The organism is Paenibacillus sp. FSL R5-0744 (assembly GCF_037972555.1).
Classification (GTDB): Bacteria; Bacillota; Bacilli; order Paenibacillales; family Paenibacillaceae; genus Paenibacillus_AQ.
This window is the reverse complement of sequence record NZ_CP150228.1, coordinates 1,928,520-1,948,903: the sequence shown is the minus strand read 5'-3', so window position 1 is coordinate 1,948,903 and position 20,384 is coordinate 1,928,520. Positions and strand designations below refer to the sequence as shown.

16 protein-coding genes and 1 pseudogene are annotated in these 20,384 nt (G+C 42.1%); 5 read left to right on the top strand and 12 right to left on the bottom strand.

All coding sequences use genetic code 11. The features are described 5' to 3' along the window. Nucleotides 1–43 precede the first annotated feature (43 nt). From MKY19_RS08460 to MKY19_RS08435, 6 genes are all read right to left on the bottom strand, one after another. Nucleotides 44–979 carry a sensor histidine kinase gene (locus MKY19_RS08460; RefSeq protein ID WP_339269857.1) on the bottom strand — a complete coding sequence of 312 codons (936 nt, stop codon included), beginning with the start codon at nucleotides 977–979 and terminating at the stop codon, nucleotides 44–46. Then, entirely contained in the window at nucleotides 979–1,692 is a 714-nt protein-coding gene (locus MKY19_RS08455) for a response regulator transcription factor (RefSeq protein WP_076284202.1), read from the bottom strand. The genes MKY19_RS08460 and MKY19_RS08455 overlap by 1 nt, the downstream gene beginning before the upstream one ends. A 280-nt stretch (nucleotides 1,693–1,972) precedes the next feature. Next, nucleotides 1,973–2,806: a DUF4362 domain-containing protein gene (locus MKY19_RS08450; protein WP_339269855.1), complete on the bottom strand. Its 834-nt coding sequence runs from the start codon at nucleotides 2,804–2,806 to the stop codon at nucleotides 1,973–1,975. A 247-nt stretch (nucleotides 2,807–3,053) separates the two neighbouring features. Further along, on the bottom strand, nucleotides 3,054–3,815 hold the full coding sequence (locus MKY19_RS08445; RefSeq protein ID WP_339269853.1) for a type II CAAX endopeptidase family protein: 762 nt from the start codon (nucleotides 3,813–3,815) through the stop codon (nucleotides 3,054–3,056). Nucleotides 3,816–3,841: 26 nt separating this feature from the next. After that, nucleotides 3,842–4,345, bottom strand: a complete 504-nt coding sequence (locus tag MKY19_RS08440) for a hypothetical protein (protein WP_339269851.1) — start codon at nucleotides 4,343–4,345, stop codon at nucleotides 3,842–3,844. Continuing rightward, entirely contained in the window at nucleotides 4,305–4,646 is a 342-nt protein-coding gene (locus tag MKY19_RS08435; RefSeq protein ID WP_339269849.1) for a hypothetical protein, read from the bottom strand. Before MKY19_RS08435 ends, MKY19_RS08440 begins: the two co-directional genes overlap by 41 nt. Before the next feature lie 318 nt (nucleotides 4,647–4,964). On the opposite strand from MKY19_RS08435, the gene MKY19_RS08430 reads away from it, so the two are divergent. Further along, nucleotides 4,965–6,356, top strand: a complete 1,392-nt coding sequence (locus MKY19_RS08430; RefSeq protein WP_339269847.1) for a SpoVR family protein — start codon at nucleotides 4,965–4,967, stop codon at nucleotides 6,354–6,356. Nucleotides 6,357–6,536: 180 nt separating this feature from the next. On the opposite strand, the gene MKY19_RS08425 is transcribed toward MKY19_RS08430, so the two are convergent. After that, complete coding sequence (locus MKY19_RS08425; RefSeq protein WP_339269845.1) at nucleotides 6,537–7,547, bottom strand: hypothetical protein; 1,011 nt, start codon at nucleotides 7,545–7,547, stop codon at nucleotides 6,537–6,539. Between the two features lie 201 nt (nucleotides 7,548–7,748). On the opposite strand from MKY19_RS08425, the gene MKY19_RS08420 reads away from it, so the two are divergent. The 3 genes and pseudogenes from MKY19_RS08420 to MKY19_RS08410 all read left to right on the top strand — a co-directional run. After that, nucleotides 7,749–9,059, top strand: a complete 1,311-nt coding sequence (locus tag MKY19_RS08420) for a recombinase family protein (RefSeq protein WP_339271552.1) — start codon at nucleotides 7,749–7,751, stop codon at nucleotides 9,057–9,059. A gap of 115 nt (nucleotides 9,060–9,174) precedes the next feature. Then, the gene (locus tag MKY19_RS08415) at nucleotides 9,175–11,628 is read left to right on the top strand and encodes a hypothetical protein (RefSeq protein WP_339269843.1); all 2,454 of its coding nucleotides are present in this window, start codon (nucleotides 9,175–9,177) and stop codon (nucleotides 11,626–11,628) included. 6 nt (nucleotides 11,629–11,634) lie between these two features. Next, nucleotides 11,635–12,219 (top strand): annotated as a pseudogene (locus tag MKY19_RS08410) (SpoVR family protein); the annotation flags it as partial. A gap of 101 nt (nucleotides 12,220–12,320) precedes the next feature. Here the strand turns inward: MKY19_RS08410 and MKY19_RS08405 are convergent. From MKY19_RS08405 to MKY19_RS08395, 3 genes are all read right to left on the bottom strand, one after another. Continuing rightward, a complete protein-coding gene (locus tag MKY19_RS08405) occupies nucleotides 12,321–12,752 on the bottom strand; it encodes a GNAT family N-acetyltransferase (protein ID WP_234529879.1) in 432 nt (143 codons plus the stop codon). A gap of 349 nt (nucleotides 12,753–13,101) precedes the next feature. Beyond that, entirely contained in the window at nucleotides 13,102–14,028 is a 927-nt protein-coding gene (locus MKY19_RS08400) for an AraC family transcriptional regulator (RefSeq protein WP_231573406.1), read from the bottom strand. Nucleotides 14,029–14,472: 444 nt separating this feature from the next. Then, nucleotides 14,473–16,368, bottom strand: a complete 1,896-nt coding sequence (locus MKY19_RS08395; RefSeq protein WP_042186251.1) for a PrkA family serine protein kinase — start codon at nucleotides 16,366–16,368, stop codon at nucleotides 14,473–14,475. A 180-nt stretch (nucleotides 16,369–16,548) separates the two neighbouring features. On the opposite strand from MKY19_RS08395, the gene MKY19_RS08390 reads away from it, so the two are divergent. Continuing rightward, nucleotides 16,549–17,487, top strand: a complete 939-nt coding sequence (locus tag MKY19_RS08390; protein ID WP_339269839.1) for a DUF2161 family putative PD-(D/E)XK-type phosphodiesterase — start codon at nucleotides 16,549–16,551, stop codon at nucleotides 17,485–17,487. Nucleotides 17,488–18,092: 605 nt separating this feature from the next. Here MKY19_RS08390 and MKY19_RS08385 read toward each other — a convergent pair. Together MKY19_RS08385 and MKY19_RS08380 are read right to left on the bottom strand one after the other, a co-directional pair. Next, the gene (locus MKY19_RS08385; protein WP_042186247.1) at nucleotides 18,093–19,310 is read right to left on the bottom strand and encodes a PLP-dependent aminotransferase family protein; all 1,218 of its coding nucleotides are present in this window, start codon (nucleotides 19,308–19,310) and stop codon (nucleotides 18,093–18,095) included. Nucleotides 19,311–19,449: 139 nt separating this feature from the next. Then, a complete protein-coding gene (locus MKY19_RS08380; RefSeq protein WP_042186245.1) occupies nucleotides 19,450–20,106 on the bottom strand; it encodes a response regulator transcription factor in 657 nt (218 codons plus the stop codon). Nucleotides 20,107–20,384 lie beyond the last annotated feature (278 nt).

Sequence of the window (20,384 nt, the reverse complement as noted above, 5' to 3'; positions counted from 1 at the left end):
CTCGATTCTTACAAAAATCTTAAGCTGCACACAATTTCATTCTTTAGAAGCTTAATCTACGAAAAGAAAGGGTAAATACTGTTCTCACAAACGGTTGACTAACCAGTGTAATGGTACCATTCATCTGCTCCGTTAATCTTTTGGTGATCGTCAGACCCAGACCACTCCCTTGATATGATCGATTTCTCGAATCCTCCAGTGTATAGAGCCGTTCGAATACTTTATCCTGGTGAACTTCACTAATGCCTTTTCCCCTGTCCCAAACATCTATGTATACTTTGTTCTTATCACTATAGAGTTTCAAACCTAATACGCCTCCGGCATCCCCGTAAGCAATCGCATTCGATAACAAATTGGTCAATATCCGGTCAAGCGCCTCTTCGTTTCCCATGAAATAAAGCGAGTCATCAGGGATTTCTATCTCCACCTCACTGCCCTTGGCGCTAAGGATATCATAGAAAGAGAGAATATTACGTCTGCACACCTCACCTGCCTCAACACGTGTAAGATTGATTTCCCGATCCCCTGATTCCAGCTTAGCCAAGTCAAAGAACTTGTTCATCAATTGGATCACTTCATTTGCTTTTTGGTGAATCGTATTCATCATACGTTCCCGTTCTTCGGCTGGCATATGTTCATCCTGCTGAATCGTCTCAATATAACCGAGTACTACCGTTAGCGGAGTCTTAAGATCGTGGGAAATGTTCGACAACATATTACGCATGGACTTCTCCAGCTTCACGCGCTCAATGCTTCCTTTATGATTAATGTCGAGCAGCCGATTTAGATCAATCAGCACACTTTGCAGCTCCACATTACTACTGAATAACAGCAGTCTTTCGTGTGAACCTTCAGCCATGATGCTACTTAGCTTGTCATGAATATATTTCAGGTCTCTGGAAGCTTTACGTGAATGCTGATATTGCCATACAATGACGACGAGCAGGAGTACAATGACCACACTAAGCGCCATGCTCATTATAGCTGCTCTCCCAGCTTATATCCGATCCCCCACAACGTCTTGATGTACTCTGGATGCGAGGGGTCATCTTCTATTTTTTCGCGTAATCTTCTCATATGTACATTAATAACGTTCTCATCTCCGAAATAATCATCTGCCCATACGCTAGCATAAATCTGCGCTTTGGTGAAGACCCTGCCCGGATGCGTAACGAACAGCTTAAGAATATGAAATTCCTTAGACGTTAACTTCACCTCTTCCCCGTTCTTTAGCGCAGAGAAATTATCCAAATCTACAGTCAGGCCACCAATGGAAATTTTTTGCTTCGCAGGAATTGGAGCTTCCGGTTGGATGGTGGGGGTAGCATAACCCGCTCTTCGAATCGCAGCCTTCACTCTTGCAGCTAATTCGATCATTGAAAATGGCTTGGTAATATAATCATCCGCCCCAAAGCCAAGTCCAAGCGCTTTATCCACATCGCTGTCCTTGGCTGACATGATCAACACCGGAACTAGACTTGTCGCACGGATCGTCTGGAGAATATCAGTACCGCTGCGCTTGGGCAGCATGAGATCTAATAATACAAGATCAAAAGGATTACTAGTACGGAATGTCCTTTCCGCTACTTCACCATCGAACGCCGTTTCCACTTCATAGCCCTCTTTTACTAAATAGGACCTAACCATTTCACTAATTGCTTCGTCATCTTCAATTAACAATATTCGGTGCATGAATGCTGCCTCCAATGATCTGAGAATAAAAATTAGTTAAAAACTTAAGGTATTTCTTTAAGGTAAACATGACTGCGGTGAATGTTTGGACTTCCGGTCGCTGTTGTCCCCAGATTTCTTGATTATATACCGTGTTTCACGGTTGAAATCCGGTGAGCCTATGCTTCCGGAGCGAGCTTTCCTACGGAAAGCTTTCAGGCGAACGCTATCGCTCCTACAGTTCCAAAATCCCCCTCCGCCACTCTTCCTTTTTAGAATGTTTTAGTTCAACTTATTTAAATTATTCATAATGCCCCTTAACCTCAGGCAGTTCCTTATAAATGCTTCCGGCCTGCACGATCTTAATGATCGCTTGGGCTAGTTCAGTCATCTGACCGTCATCCTCAGTATTCTGGCATTCCGTCCACTGATAATGACGCTCTCCACTATTAATCTGAACCGATAAATCGTAACTTACAACAGGTTTCCGATTACACTCAGTAGATAATTCTTTTTCATCTAAGTAATTCGCTAGAACCATTTCTTTATAGATTTGTCCACGTTCCTGTTCAGAAAGCTCAAAATCGCTAACCTCGACTACTTCCCCATTCTGGAGATCTTTGACCAACTTCTTCTCTATCGTATTAATTTCGTTCTTTTGGTTCACACCATATTTTAAAACAAACTCAAACTTATCTTGTTTCGTGACGTCAAAAGGAATCTGTAGCAGCTCGATCTTTGCTTGTTCGCCCTCGCAGCCCGTTAAGGTATACGACAGAAGTTTATCCGTTTCGTTTCTAACAAGGTTCTGACAAGTGTATGTGGTTACTTGGGGACTACCAAACGTATCTTCGGAATTATCATGCCGCATTTCAATCCCTTGGTCAGTATATTTCAAGTCATTAAAGATCGGATCACCCTCAATTGTGTAATGAACCACACGCTGCTTACCCGCATTATTTTGGATAAAAGCATCCAACTTCTTAAGATTCTTAACAATCATTCCATGGCTGTTTATCACATCTTCTTGTTCATTAATGGTAGTTGTGAATTTGTCTTCTCCATTGGATGGCTGGTTAAAGCAACCGGTTACTATAAGCGCTATAAAAATCAGAAGAATACCGCTCGATCTCATCGATCATAACCTCCTTAAACACTCCATAAGTAGAATCATTTGTTAAAGTATACCAATAATAACGGGGGCTGGGTATCCCTTCAGAGGGATATCTGATGATAGGGAGATTGATAGGAATTTAAACTAGATAGCAAAAAAAGCTGATTGGATATCCAATCAGCTGTGCTTTTGTACCTCAGAAATCTCCTCAATATCTATCGCACTATATGCTTAACCTCTTTGTGAGTCTACGGAAATTCTCCGGCTCTTAATGCAAGAAATGCATCAGGAACGGTGCTGCTACTGCGCCACCTAACATACTAGTCCCAAATATTGCCCAGTCATTTAAAATATGTGCAATGATCGATGTCCAGATATTCTTTGTTTTCATGTAAGCAAGCGTTAGAATAATTCGAGCGATTCCGATTCCCAGAATGGCCTGAGCAAAATTAAAATTGTACGTTTTTAAGTGTAGTACACCAAAAATGAGCGCTGTTACGATTAATGCAATAAACACGGACGCCTTGCGTGACATTTTAAAGCCAATAAAGCAAAGCTGCATAATCGCCAGGAATGGCAAGATCGTTAACAATTCCTCGCCAATTAATTGAAATCCTGAGAAGAACAATGTCCAGAGCTTCTCACCTGTTGAAAGGGTATCCCCATGACCTAGCACCGCATTTACTGTTACAGCTCCCATCGATGAAAGCAGCGCAGCTACCCCCAACGTTACGATGAAATTAATAATAAAGAATAAAATCCCGTATAATACATGACTTACTTCAGGCTTTTTGAAGAGAATTCCTAACTTCCCTTTGGTTGCCCACACTAATGCGATTAACGGAAACAGCGTGAATAGAAACGGAGCAATCTTGCTCTGCACTTCATTAGGCAGAAAAGGAATCTCTACTGTCATTGTTAAATAGCCTACAACGATACTTGCAAGGATCACTACCCATTTGCCAATAGGCATGAAATACGGCTGTCCATTATACAAAGGATAATCTACGGTTTGTTTTACTTTTGTCATGTTGCACGACCTTCCAACGCTTATTATTATACTGTGAATCCTATCACTGGAATATGAACTATAAATGAACCGACAAGTTCATTTATAATCCCTGATGAAATGCTCAATTTCTGGCCGAAGATGGAGCATAAAAATAACACCTTGCAGCACAAGCTATTCCCGTTTCTTGCTTGATCTGCGAGGTCCTTCACGTCCATTCCTTTTTCTAGAGCTCCCATCTGCTCAGCCAGGCGAAGAATTCCGCGACGTGAGAAGGCGTTATCTATGGTGCTCTCCAGGAAAGGTTTATCAAAAAGCCAACCGTCCTTGGGAACACCTGGTCCTTCGTTCAGGATCAATGCACGATCAATAAATGCGGAGCCTAACCCTGTCCCTAAAGTTAACGAAATATATCGTTCATTTGGAAATAATCTGCTTACGCCTAGGGCAAACAGCTTCGCATCATTCTCAAATCGAATATCTGCCTGCAGCAGGTGCTTCGCCCATTCCTTATGTTGTAATATATAATACTTCTCGTATATTCTCACCATACAACGCCTCATATTTACTAAGCCCCTGAATATAACAGATGCCTTGCTGATAATCAAAGGGCCCGGGAAAGGCGAGACCGATGCGCCAAGTACAGTCTGAGGATTTCCCTAGTGTAACGGAATAGAACTGATATTGATCTTCAAATATAGAAATAAATTGGTCTATAATCACATCGGCATCTTGGTCAGCGAAGGAAGGATGTTGCTTGCAGCTAGCCTGTAGCAAATCTCCATCCACGACCAAACCAGACTTAATAAAGGTTCCTCCCACGTCTAAAGCGATCACGACTTTAGGCTTCAAAGGAGACTCACATCCCAGACCTTGGATACGCCAGCTTTCACTACTCGTGCGCCATAACCATTCTATTGTTCTATTGAATTAATAATTCTCCACGATAATTAATATGATGGTATTTTGATAACTGCAAGCTACTTACGAATCACCTTGAGAAAATCATAAAGATATATAACGGATTCTCCCTCCCGTCATATTGCCCCTCCCCTACCCATATACATAATATGAACTACATTGATCGACCCATCTATATGAAGCCAAACCCCATTTCGTGAGGGTTTATTCAGGTTGGATCTACAGAATTATAGGAGGGAGCACAGAATCATGCCAAGCGAAGAAATTAATGCTTTGGAGCGGGCGATTGCTGAAATTACGGAAATAGCTACTGGCTTCGGCTTGGATTTTTATCCCATGCGTTATGAAATATGCCCTGCAGATATTATTTATACATTCGGCGCTTATGGAATGCCGACACGATTTGGTCACTGGAGCTTCGGAAAAACATTTCACAAAATGAAATCCCAATACGATTTCGGGCTGAGTAAAATATACGAGCTCGTCATTAACTCCAACCCTTGTTATGCCTTCCTGCTCGACGGAAACTCGCTGATTCAGAACAAGCTGATCGTAGCTCACGTGCTGGCGCACTGCGATTTTTTCAAAAATAACATGCGTTTCTCCATGTCCAACCGGGATATGGTCGAGAGCATGTCGGCTACAGCGGATCGGATCGCCGGCTATTCAGTAACCTACGGTACCGATGCAGTGGAGCGCTTCATCGATTCCGTGCTGGCCATTCAAGAGCATATAGATCCCAGCCTGATTCAGCCGCGCAAGCTAGGTAAGACCCATCTGCTGGAAGCCAAAATGAAAGAACTCAAGGATGCCCCTCCGGGTGGCTCCAAACCAGCTAATCCGTACGACGAGTTATGGAATCTAGACAAGAGCAATTCTGGACCACAGGAAGCAGCATCCGGAAATCGTGCGTTCCCACCTGAGCCGGAAAAAGATATTGTCTGGTTCATCCAGCAATATTCCACCGTCTTGGAGGATTGGCAGCGCGATATTATGACGATGCTTCATGATGAAATGCTCTACTTCTGGCCACAAATGGAGACGAAGATCATGAACGAAGGCTGGGCTTCCTACTGGCATCAGCGTATCGTCCGCGAACTGGATCTAACCGTTGAGGAAACCGTAGAATACGCTAAACTGAATTCCTCCGTCGTGCAGCCCTCACGGCAAAGCCTGAATCCATACTACCTGGGTTTGAAAATCTTTGAAGACATCGAACGCCGCTGGGACCGCGAGAAAATATTTGAGGTACGCGAGCTGGAATCGGATACCTCTTTTATCCGCAGTTATCTATCCAAGGAGCTAGTAAATGATCTAGATCTCTATGTATTCGAGAAAAAAGGCCCTGAGTGGAAGATCACCGACAAAGCGTGGGAAAATGTACGAGATCAACTGGTTCTTGCCCGCGTCAACGGCGGCTCTCCTTACTTGGTCATAGAGGATGCCGATTTCGAGAAGAATGGGGAGTTATTTATAACCCACCGCTACGAAAGTATCGAGCTTGATCTGAAGTATTTGGAGCGCACGCTCCCGCACATCTATTCGTTATGGGGTCGGACCGTTCATCTACAGACCGTTGTGGAGGACAAAAAGGCTAGGTTTTCGTATGATGGCAAGAAGGTGCAGCGGAAGTTTATTTAAAAGAGGAATGAAATAAGATAACACTTATTAAGACATATAAACGGGAATTCATTACAGAATTTCGAATTATATAATTCAAGGAGAGTCGTCACATTTAGAGGGCTCTCCTTATTGCGCAAAAGAGTTGTGTATAAAAAATCATCTTCATATACTGTGTTAATCTCATGATCTGTAGAACTTTTATTCAACACATCTTTTTTTATTACTTCTCCGCTTATTAAATGCTTCAAAATATCTATCTTTCAAGGGCTCCCATAACTCATGGTAGTCACATTTCACTCTTTCCACTTCAGATATTTCAACAAGATGGCTTAAGTAGGCATCAAATGCTAGATCACTATAAGGTACAATAGATTTGTATTTCTCTATATCTGCTTCGCTCCAACCATAAGAATACAGTTGATCTTTATCCTCATATACGAATGATGCTACCCATAGATATCTAAAAAAAACATTTACTGTTTTGTCACCAACCATCATTTCAGAAATAAACATATTATGCAATTCTTCAATAAAATCATATAATTTATCCCAAGTTGGTAATTGATCTATTTCTTCCCTTGCGTCAGCCGAAGTCTGAATAATTCCCCCGTTAATGCTATTTATCACTATAGTAGGTCGGTAAACTACACGGTCTCGAACATAACAAACTTTTTCATATAAATACAATCTCGGATTTTTTTCTTTTAAAAAATTATCAAAAAAAAGCTCAACCATCATCGATTTATTTTTCAGTGATCGAATAAATTTACAATAATTCTTGATATCCGTATGTGATATCATAGAAGCAATATCTTTTTCTAGATCCCCTTGTTTATTCCACCTTTCAGGAGATTCATCATCTGAATTTAGTTCACTTTCATCAATTTCAAACTGTATAATATCATTTACAATCTTCTTTTTTATCTTAATGTTATAATTCTCATCCATTAACATGCAGAAGGTAATTAAATGATAGATCACATAATATGTGTTTATCGCCTTACTTATCCTAAATCCTCCTGCTATTTCGTTACTACTAAATTTACATAATGCCTTTAGTTCCGATATTCCTATTATAGCTTTATGAAAACTTAAAGACGCAACTTTAAATATGTATACTTGATTCTCCTCCCCCCCTCGTTCAAGTATTATTTCCTTTCCATCTCGCACAAAATTATATCCTCCAGATTGAGATTTTAAATTATCCAAAATTGACCTCCAAGTTAATGTGGAATTCCACCAATTATATTTTATATTCCTAGTAAAAAATTCACCTCGTTATTATTAAGATACAGTATATGGGATTTTGAGTCTATTTCAGATTAGATATTCCCCTTTTAGTTCCTTAGTAATATTAATTATGAACTAGGATTCATTCTAACAAAACAAATCGTGCGCGAGTTAGAATAGATAATTAATACTATTGCCGATGTTTACTCCGCTATAAGCACAGAGTACCCTCAAGTCAAACAATTCATGACTAACATAGAGGACTTTTCGAAAGTCATGGTCACCAAGCTGGATCGGATGAGCCGCCGACTGCTAGATTTGCTTACGTTGATCGATATGTTCCAGCAGCATCAAGTCGCGTTCATCTCAATCAGTGAATCGTTTGATACGAACACACCATCAGGCCGTTTAACGCTTCAAGTGCTTGGTGCTGTCGCGGAATTTGAACGGGAGCGAATTCGAGAACGTGTCCTGGATAATATGTTCCACGCTGCCAACCAGGGCAAATGGCTGACCCAGAGTCCGTACGGATATCGCTTGGAAGATAAAGTACTTATTATCCATGAGCCCGAAGCAAAAATTGTACGACAGATGTATGATCTATACCTCAATCAGGGAATGGGGTTCTTCGCAATTGCCAGACAACTGAACGAAGATGGCATCCCATCCAGGCACAACAAAGAATGGTCCATTCGTTCAGTTAAACTGCTGCTTACCAACCCTGTTTATAAAGGGACTTTCGTATGGAATCGTGTAGATTCAAGCAAGAAGAAACGAACCATAAAGGATGATAAGGATTGGATTGTCATTGATGATTGCCTACCCGTAATTATCGATAAAAACACTTGGGAAAGAGTGCAGATCAAAATGAACAGACCAAGCATCGCCCCCCCGCGCCCAGACCAGCCCGCACCTGCTTGGAGGCATTTTGAAATGTGGAAACTGCGGGTCGGGGATGGTATTGGATGGTCAGGATCACGTGACAGACGTTATCGGGTCTACCGCTGTTCTGCGAATAAGAACAAAGGAACATGCACAAGTAAGCAGTACAAAGCCGACGAAGTGGAATCTTGGTTTTTGCAGGGTTTAGCAGGTTTATCTAATTCACTTAGCCTTGAGTTGGTTCCCCAGCTTGTGGAGAAAGCCCGTAGCAGCCAGAGCAATCGTGGAGATCAACAAATCACAGCAGCTAAAAACCGTTATAAGCGAAAGGTCGAAGCCTATACTGCTGGACTAATTGAATTGCAGGACTTAAACGAGGAGAAGCAGCGAATGGAGAAGATTGTACAGGAGAATCAAAGTTCGAATGAGCAGGGTGAGAAAATACAGGTGGAAGAGCTAAAGGAAATGCTTGAGAGCAAGATGAAGACGGTATTGGATGCGATTAATGTGTTGCCTGTTGAGGAGGCTAAGGTACTGCTGCGGACGTTGGTTGAGAAAGTTACGGTTTTGGGGGAGGGGGAGTTGGATATAGAGCTGAATGGATTATAAACAATTCAACTTCATATTTAGCATTGACATTATCCTTATGTTGTAAATTAAAGGAATTTGGCGAATTTCACCGAATACTTTAAGAATACTGGATTATGTTAAGGGAGTGATTATATTGGCAGAAATTTTATCCTATAACAACGAAAATGATGCTACAATTTTCAAAATGAAGGAATTAAGTTGGCATGCTAGGCTACGAATAATAAAAGAGTTTCATAATGATTACCCCGAACACTACATCGGAAGAAATTACATAAAGCTTATAAATCCAAAGAAAGCAGTACTTGAAATATCTGATAATTTAATTACTTTTTTTCCACAATTATCAGCTGAAATAGCTGAACTTAATAAAAAAAGAATCTATAAATTAATTGCTCAACGATCTGAAATTTATATAAGTAATTCAATAGAAAAAATTGAGCTTTCAACCTCAAGATTATTAGGAAAAGATCTTCGTGCTACTGTTTCTCTTTTATATTATTCATTTCATAACTTCACTACAGGAAAAATGTATCAATTCCTGTCAGAAAAAAATGGTGTTGACGAATACAATGTAACTTTTAATGAAGTAGATCACTTCACAAGCCAACTTTTTTTCAATGATATTTTCAAAAAGAATTTTAGCCTTCCCATTTTTATTACTGATGAAATAAACAAAGAAAATTACACAAATAATTTATGTACAGGACGAAATAAAAATTCTGCAAATCCTTTTAAAATAGTTCCCCTTGTTTTGTTAAATATAGATCCGAGCATTTCAGGTTATCTGAATTCTTACATAAATTATCTATACAAGGAATTATTCGGGGAGAAATTTTCAACTGATAACATTGATACTTTAGAAAACTTTATTAATTCATCCTTAAAAAATAGGACTAAAGATAAGGCATATAAACAAGAATTAGAGGTGAAAGCATCAATAGCATTTGCATATAAATCATTCATTGAAACTACAGCAATGAATGAGCGAATAACTTGGTCGTTTTTTATTATTGCTCTAAGACTATATTGGTTAAGACAAACTGCTGACTATGATTACGATTTTGAAATAAAAACTTCAACAAGAGAAATTAGTTTGCTTTTAAACGCTATCCAACAATATTATAAACTTTGTGAATTCACATCATTTGCCAAGAAAGAAGAAATAATTATTGATGATATAGAATCAAAAAAGAACCTTCAAAATCCCATAAGTCAACAAAGTCCTATTAATCAACATACAGTTACTATAGAAAAGACATATTTTCAATCTGATATCAAAGAACTGTTGAATTCTGAAAATAACTCATACCTTTTTATGACTGCTTTACATTTAGATAGTGATTTTTGCTACGATGATATCATTTCATCAATAAACTTTACTCATAGTATTACAAATAGAGCTGAATACTATATTTATGAACTGCTCGATCCGCTACCAGTAAATGTAAATGTTAAGCTAGACAATGATGGAAGATGGACATTGTGGGTTAATAAAGATTCCGCTAAACACCAAGTGTTATCTGAAAATGATTTAATTGTAGTTTTTGACCGTTTTTGCGATCAAATTTTTAACAATTATCGTGAATATGGAAATCCCAAATACATACCACAGTTGTGCGTTTCTTATCCCAAATATACAATTCGCGCTGAAACCCATGACTCATTAAAAATCGAAACAATATATAAGATGAGTAATTCAATAATGGATCGAAATGCATGGATAATTAAATCTCTTCTAAGCGATATAAACGAAAAATTCAAACTCACAATAAAATTCCCTAATCTTGTTATTGATCAATATAAAATTTATTTTAGAGTTAACTTTGGGTTCGAGTCAACACTCCTTAACTTGCCTTTCTCTATGCAAATCAATTCAGAGGCTTTCAAAGGTAACTCTAACACTTTTATTTTAAATTTTCATGTCGATATTGATGATGAAAAGTCTCCGAGACATGAAGGTTTCGAATTAATGGAAATATTTAAAAATATTAGCAACTTAAATGAAAACGATTTATATAATTTACTGACAGAATCAGATGACTTATCAAAGGCTTTTGATGTTGCGGGTGTAATCGAAATTGAACCAAACTCCTTGAATAGCTATCTTAAAGGCGATAATCATCAACTTTTTTATTCCTTTACTGAATACCTGAATTCAGTTTCCCACACACTTATTGTTAATAATTCTTTTGACGCTTCCATGAAATTTTTAGAGATATGTTTGTCATATGATAAATGTGATTCATTCGCATATGCTACGAAGGGCCTTTGGTATTTTAGAAATACCGACATGGATGTGGAGATATGCGAACAGCAAGGGAAATACTATTACGAAATGGCGTTGGATAAAGTTAATACTGACCATCCTGATTCAGAAATTGATTTAAGGCAACGTTATTACTATGAACTTGCTTTGTTCTATTTTATAAGAAATGTCGACTATGAAATGTATATGAAATATTATAATGATGGTGTGAATCTAGGTGAACATTACAGCTATAATGATTTACTGTTGCTAAATGAAACATTTAATCAAATAGCCTCTTCAAAACAAACTTCCACAAAAAAGACTAACAAAGCACCTTAGCAATACGAAGGCTGGGCTTCGTACTGGCATCAGCGCATCGTCCGTGAACTGGATCTGACCGAAGAAGAAACCGTAGAATACGCTAAACTAAATTCCTCCGTCGTGCAGCCTTCACGGCAAAGCCTGAATCCATACTATCTTGGTCTAAAAATCTTCGAAGACATCGAACGCCGCTGGGACCGCGAGAAAATATTTGAGGTTCGCGAGTTGGAATCCGATACCTCTTTTATCCGCAGCTATCTGTCCAAAGAACTGGTGAACGACCTCGATCTTTATGTTTTTGAGAAAAAAGGTCCGGAATGGAAAATCACCGACAAAGCATGGGAAAATGTACGGGATCAACTGGTGCTCGCTCGAGTCAATGGCGGGTCACCTTACTTGGTCATAGAGGATGCCGACTTCGAGAAGAATGGCGAGTTATTTATCACCCACCGCTATGAAAGTATCGAGCTGGACCTGAAGTACCTGGAGCATACACTCCCGCATATCTACTCATTATGGGGGCGCACCGTTCATCTGCAGACCGTCGTGGAGGACAAAAAGGCGCGGTTCTCGTATGATGGCAAAAAGGTGCAGCGGAAGTTTATTTAAAAGAGGAATAAGTGAAAAGTGCTCTATTGCTTGAAAAATAAAGCGGCAGAACTGGGCGCATAGTACGTCCCTGGTCTGCCGCTCTTTATTTGGTCTGTTGATTATTCGGATTCATTTAACATCTTTGAAAAATATTTCGGAGCCTCAGTAAATCCTTGTCGGGCATAAAATCTATGCGCATCAGTTCTTCTAGAGTGGCAATGAACTTGAATTCGGTCACAGTTTCTTTTTCTAGCTAAATCAGTGCAATATTCCTCAAGCATCCGTCCAATGCCTTTGCTCCTAATCGCATTACTTACCACAAGATAGCTTATAATTGCAGTATCCCCTGTGAGCCCTAATTGAGGTATGTAATGCATGGAAATGCAGGCGACTACTTTATGATCTTCCTCGAAAACTAATAATTCCTCATCCGGATGTAGGACTAGCTTTTCTATTTTTTCTTGCATGAATGCTTCTGTCTCTGGATAACCCAACTGCTCTAATAATTCGGATATGTCTTTCCAGTCCTCTACTTTTGCTTCTCTAATCATCTGTTTCACTCCCCGAGATTATCAAGTTACACGTCTATTTAATCTATTAGACTACGGGAGGGGATAAGCGTCAATCCTCCTGCAATAAATGAGAAAGCCCGCAGCGTATAACCCGCTGCGGACCTTCTTACGTCGACACCCCGTATCGACTGAATAATTGAACTTTGCAAATGCTGCAAAGGTAAAAGTAACGTAGGGGAAGTTTGGAACTGTAGGAGCGTAGCGTTCGCCTTTGTTTCTGGATTTAATCCGCTAAGGAATAATCAATAAATCCAGAGACAACAGCGACCGAAAGTCCAAACATTCCCCGAAGTTACGATCATCACCGAGCAGCATTTGCCCTTACACATCATTCGGTCGATTTTTTCACAGGAACATAGATCTCCATCACCGTATCCGGACGCGAGTGGCAGCGTTCATCATAGAATTCGAAATCCAGTTTACTATCATCATAATCGTAGCCACTATCCTTAAACCATTCTTCGAAGATATACTTCCATGTGCTTTTTATAACCTGTGCAAACTGTATTTGCTCTGTATCCGTTGATGTATCCACTGGCGGCGTTGTGAACACAGCATATTCGGCTTCTGGCACATCCATCGTCAACATATCATCTTCCACCTTGGAGTAGTCCTCTACAATAACACCTAGAAGATAAGTCGCATTACCATTATCTGAGGAAGGAATACATAAGCCGACTTCTCCGTGTTTAGGCGGGTTTAGTATTTTATACATTTTGGACTCCAGATTCTCACCCTCATAATGACTCCAAAAAGATGCAATATCCTTGGTGTACATACTTCCAGCAACATTAGTTTGGATCCCATACCCAGCGACCTTAAATGCAGGCTTGCGAACAATAACAGGGTTCATTATAAAACCTCCGATTTCAATTAGTGTTTTTCCTTTAGTAAATCCGTCCATTCGTGCGGCATACTGTGTCGGGCTATAGCCAAAAGCCTTGCGAAAGGCCTTAGTGAAACCACTTTGTGTCTCAAAACCATAGTCCAGCGCGATATCAATGATTCTTCTACCGGCAAACAATTCAATGGACGCTAAAGATAATTTCCGGCTCCGCACATATTCCATCACGGACATTTCCTTGCATAAGCTGAACACTCGGCAAAAATGATACACCGAATATCCCACCTCAGCGGCTATTTCTTCCACTGTTATATTTTCTTTGATATGAGCTTCAATATATTCAACACACTTCTCTATATCTTTACTGTAATTCAAGTGCAGCACCAGCCTTCCCCCGTACGGTGATTTCATTATATCAACTGCAAGCGAGTAGGATTGTTCCTGTTTTGCTGAGCTGTATGATGCTGTATGATCTAACACTTTCTTTAGTTAGCTATCATAGAAACCTGCAAATATGCAGCTTTTTACATGGATATCGTCCTCATCTAGCTCAAAAGCTGCAAAAATACAGGAATTTTCCCTACTTGGGGTTTGAAAGTGACTTACACCACAAAAAAACTGCAGATTTGCAGGAATTACTAATTTAAAGAGCTTTGCCATATATAATAATGTACATTTGCAGTTTTTTCCTGTAAGGGCGGCTCCCCCTGCTACTTTTCATGGTTCATGCATTACTTTTCGGACGCGCGACCAAAGCCTAATTCCACACAATCTCACGTATTGATACACGTAAAAAATATCTATCACATAAAAAAAGACCACCAAATGGTGGTCCGCAAATTTACTTGTATTCTTTTACCGATTAAGCAGACTGCCCACATACTTCAGCAGCTCATTAGCGCAAATTGGGCAATAGTGATGCCCATCAATAAGTCTAGCGCACACCTCATTGATCCGTTTAAGCTGACTTTCATCCGGCGTTTTGGACGAGGTGGTGATTTTGACGATATCTTTGAGATCTGTGAATAGCTTCTTCTCAATCGCTTCCCGTAGGCGGTCGTGGTTGTTGTACTCGAATTTCTTCCCTTTGCGTGAATACGCGGAAATCCGGATCAGGATCTCTTCCCGGAACGCTTTTTTCGCATTCTCAGAGATACCGATTTGCTCTTCAATCGAACGCATTAACCGCTCATCCGGCTCCATCTCCTCATCCGTCAGCGGATCGCGGATTTTGGACCAATTGCAGAAGGCTTCAATATTATCGAGATAATTCTCAAATAATGTCTTGGCGGACTCCTCAAAGGAGTAGACGAAGGCCTTTTGCACTTCGCTTTTAGCTAAAATGTCATATTCTTTGCGGGCAATGGAGATGAAGTTCAAATAACGCTCCCGCTCCTCTTTTGTAATCGATGGATGCTGATCCAGGCCGTCTTTAATTGCACGCAACACATCCAGTGCGTTCATGCACTGCAGATCACCTTTGATCAAAGCGCTGGAAATCCGGTTGATAACATACCGCGGATCTATTCCGGACATGCCTTCATCCAAATACTCCGTTTGCATCTCCTTGAGATCTGCTTCTTTGTAGCCTTCGACCTCTTCACCATCATACATGCGAAGCTTTTTGATCAGATCCATGCCTTGTTTTTTACTTTCTTTCAGACGGGTCAGGATCGAGAAAATAGCAGCGGCACGCAGCGCATGCGGCGCAATATGCACATGGTTCATATCACTCTGGGCGATCAGCTTCGCGTAGATTTTTTCCTCTTCCGATACTCTGAGGTTATACGGAACAGGCATAACAATCATACGGGACTGGAGCGCTTCATTCTTTTTATTAGAAATAAACGACTTATACTCGGTTTCATTGGTGTGAGCTATGATCATTTCATCCGCACTGATCAGCGCGAACCGGCCAGCCTTGAAATTGCCTTCTTGCGTCAATGACAGCAGGTTCCATAGAAACTTTTCGTCGCATTTGAGCATTTCTTGAAATTCCATCAGCCCACGGTTAGCTTTGTTCAGCTCTCCGTCAAAACGGTAAGCGCGTGGATCGGATTCCGAACCAAATTCAGTAATGGTCGAAAAGTCGATACTTCCTGTCAAATCGGCGATATCTTGCGACTTCGGATCGGATGGACTAAAAGTACCAATCCCTACCCGCTCTTCTTCTGACAAAATGACACGAGCCACTTTAACCTGCTCAATATCTCCGGCATAATCATTTCTCAGCCGCATCTGGCAGGATGGGCACAAGTTGCCCTCAATACGCACACCGAGTTCTTTTTCAATCTCTGGACGAAGCTCCAGGGGGATCAAATGTAGTGGATCCTCATGCATCGGGCAGCCCTCAACCGCATATACCGCACCCGCATCCGTCCGCGAGTATTGTTCCAAACCTCTTTTTAACAGCGTGACTAGGGTCGATTTCCCCCCACTGACAGGTCCCATCAATAACAGAATCCGTTTACGAACATCTAGCCGGCGTGCTGCAGAATGAAAATACTCCTCCACTAACTTTTCGACTGCACGATCAAGTCCAAAAATCTCTTGTTCAAAAAACTTATAACGTTTGCGTCCGTTTATGTCCTCTACGCCATGCGACTTGATCATGTCATAAACGCGGGAGTGAGCGGTTTTTGCGGGAGAGGGGTCTTTTTTCAAAAGTTCTATATATTGCTTGAAGGTCCCGCTCCACGCCAAACGGTCGTTCTCAGCCCGATACGAAGCTATTCGCTCAAAAATATCCATTGCTCGCTGCCTCCTCTTGCGCTCCTACTTGCTCTCCTATAGCGTTAAAAAGTGTATTACATACCTATGCGGCAAGCGCGGAATAGTTGACCTCTTTTTTGCTGTGCTATAATAGAGAATCATAAAATCGCAGTAAAACCTTAATGAGAACCCGAAAAAAAGAGCTACGGGAGTGACACTATGGCGGTACGACATGAAACGGAGCTGTATGCTCCTTTGAAGGTTTTTTTTGAAAAGCAAGGATACAGCATCAAGGGTGAGGTTCGGACTTGTGATTTGGTGGGTATTCGTGAGGATTTAGAGCACCCTCTAATCGTAGAGATGAAAAAATCGTTCAACCTCGCCTTGCTCCTGCAAGGCGTGGAACGGCTAAAGCTCAGTCCTACGGTCTATCTCGCAGTAGAACGTGTCCGTGATAAAAAAGGGGCGGTAAACCAGCGCTGGGGCGAGCTTAGCGGACTGTGCCGCCGCCTTGGTCTCGGGCTGATCACCGTTGTTTTTTATAAGACCAAGGCCCCGCTGGTCGAGGTGCTCGTCGAGCCGGACGAGACGCCACCTGCGCAGCGCAGCAACAAGCGGCGGCGCGAGCGCCTGCTCTATGAGTTCCGCGAGCGCAGCGGAGACTACAACACCGGCGGCAGCACGCGCGTCAAGCTCGTGACGGCCTACCGTGAGAAAGCGCTGCGTGTCGCGCTTTCTCTGCAGGCAGCGGAGGCGGAAGCCGCCGTCGCTGCCGAGAAGGCCGCTGCGAAGGCTTCGCTCGCAGCGGGCAAACGTGCAGCGGCGAGCACCGCTGCACAGGCTCCGGCGCTGAGCGCAGCGCCGGAGGGGCGTGCTGCCGGGGACACGGCAGCACGGGAGGCAGCGGCGGCTGGCACGCGAAGCGGTGCCCCTAGCGCTGCCTCAAGCGCCCGCTCGGCCGGGATCTCTCCGGCCGAGCTGCGGAAGCGTAGCGGCGTACCGAACGCCGCCGCTATGCTGCAGCACAACTACTACGGCTGGTTCCACCGTGTCAGCCGTGGGCGCTATACACTGACCCCAGCCGGTCAGGCCGCGCTAGTAGAATACGCCGCTATAACTGGCGGCGTACCCCATGACAGCAATCATCACAGTAATTAGCTTGCCTATACTAAACAAAAAATTCTTTCAATTTCAAATTTTTGCTGGAGCCTTTATCTTTTTCTCTGCTTTTGATCTTTCACTCGGACTTTAAACTTATTATTCTAATGCACACGTAACGATGTTCAGGTAACGCCAAAAAGCATCCCGTTGATGGGATGCTTTTTGTGTTCCAATCCGTTAAGCCATAGAAACAGAACTAACCTTCGAAGTATTAGTCTCAAGCTGATAAGTTAAATTAAAGGGAAATCATCCCTATAATTACTCAATATATGCACTAAAATCCGATATATAGGGAATTCCTCCCTATAAATGCATAGATTACTCCACAAAAAGGGCTTTTTCTGAAATTTATAGGGAGAGATTCCCTATAATCTCCATTCCAGAATATAAATCAGCCAGTTATAGGGAGAAATCCCCTATAATGACCTCCCTCGCACTCTACTCCTTGCCTAATGCACCTCTCTGTCCCTTATGACTTCCAGGGTGTGTCATACATTATTCTGCCAGTTCATCTGCCCACACATCTACCTGCGCATATGACCGCTCATTAACCTGTTCGTTACTTTTATACGTCCGATCCATCAGATTCCTTGATCAGCCACCTAACTCCGAGCCGTGAACTCCTTAACCGCCTCGCTCATCAGATTCATACCAAGTAGCAGCTCATCCCGGCCGGGATGGCTGAAGTTAAGACGAATGTGATTTCCGCTTCCATCTACGCTACATAACGGTCCTGGCAAAAATGCCACTCCCTTACCTAGCGCACATTTTAGCAGTGCCATAACATCCATTCCCTCCGGTGGAGATACCCATAGAAACATACCTCCTGACGGCAGGTCGTAGGAGCTTCCTTTCCAAGCTGGACGTTTTAGCAGTTCAACCATTAACTTCAGTCGGGTGTTATATTCTCGGTTCAGCTGCGCAATATGCTCACGAAGATCAAAAGCGGTCACATCCAATAAATGATGCAAGAGCCGCTGATTTAATGCGCTCGATTGCCAGTCTGCCATCTGCTTGGCAGCAGCCATCATCCCGATCACTTCCCGGCTACCTGCAGCCCAGCCCGTCCGCAGCGCGGGCGCAACGGTCTTGCTGAACGAACCGATATATAATACGTGTCCGCCATCACTTATATTTTCCAGCGCATACAAGGATGGATATCTTGTGGCCCAATGTTCACCATACTTCTGGAAATGTAAATCACCATAAGAATCATCTTCTACAATCAGGATGTTATACGCGATGCAAAGATCCAACACCTCACGCCGTCTCTCTAAGCTCCATAGGATGCCACTTGGATTCGTAAAGCTTGGTGTTGCGAACAGCATCTTAGGCTTATGCAGTTCAATTTGCCTCCGCAAATGATCTGGATGAAGCCCGTCCAAATCACCCTCTACAGGAATAATGATGGCACCCTGCATCCGAAGAGTTTGCAAGAATCCTGGAGATGTCGGATTTTCTACTAATACACGATCTCCCGGATCAATATACACCCGCGACAACAAATCAATCGCTTGCTGGCTCCCCGTTGTTAGCAGAACTCCACCCTCAGTAACAGTTACCCCTTTTTCTCTGAGCCAATCCCCGGCAAGCCACTCCCGAAGTGGACCATACCCTGCAGGATCACCATATTGAAGTGCTCCTGCATCTGCAGATATCACCGTAGAGGCTGCTTCGGCAAGCAGCGATAATGGGAACAGTTCTTCCGCTGGTAATTCTTCAGCAAGCGATATCATGGAGCTTCTCCGTGTTTGGGTGCGAATACTTAGAAGCGGTGACGATAGCAGTGTGTGCGCGCGAGCAGAAAATTGGTAAAGCATGCGAAATCCCCCTTCCCTAGTACCAAGTAGAAATGGCTAAGTTATCCTCTTTCGAGGACGATTATCCATTTAACGTGATATGCTTTCTTCTATTTCAAGAATATTCCGCCTTTCCCGTCATTATGTCGTATAGCTTGGGTTATGCGTAGATTTGCCTGTTTTGTCTTGAAAAGAGAGCAAATTTCTCAATGGCCTGCGCTCGCGTCGAAACATCAAGCTTCACATAAATTTTGCGCAAGTAATTGTCAATCGAACGACGACTTACTGCAATTTCAAGCGCTATTTTATCATAAGTAATCCCCTGAACGATTCGCTCCATAATAAACATCTCTGTCTGCGTCAATTGAAGAACATCATCCAGTCCTTTAGAAGTCGAAATCGGCCAGGATCCTTTTTCTATCCATTCTAGCGGCATTGAAAGAAAACCCACACGTAAACCCAGGATCAGCTGTAAAAGCTGATGAGGAGAAGCTCCTTTCGAGAATATCCCGCTGGCTCCCAGCTCTATGAGGGGCTGTAGCAGATCCCTGCCATCCTCATCCGTCATCACGACAAAATGTGAGTTTGGTGAGCTTTTTTTCATATTTAACAGCACACTCTCAATATTACCTTCAGGCATATGATAATCTGCCAGCACTAGCTCGGGATTCTTTTCCCTTACGATGGAAGCGCCTTCGTCCCAAGTTGAATACATTCCTAGAACTTTAAGCTCTCCTCCCTCTTCCAAAATCAATTTTGTCCCCAGCATACTTGTAGGATGACACCCCACAATAACCACCTGCCAAACCTTCATCATTAATGCCCAGACCCCCTGCTTTATATAATCATCCAGAAAGGAAAGCGCCGCAGCGTTTCCGGTTTAAACGCAAGCAAGGAAGTATGATGACTTGTTCGTTTATTCTCTCGCTGGTTACCTTGAGTACGTCTATCAGAAATTCCAATCTATAGAAATTGTATCGCAGTAGTTTAATAGGATGCAATTACTTTTTCTAGTTTTCACACTCTCTTACATTTTTGCGAAACTAGTCAAAGTCTGATAGAATGGGGACTTGAAAAAAAGACCAACCCGAGGTG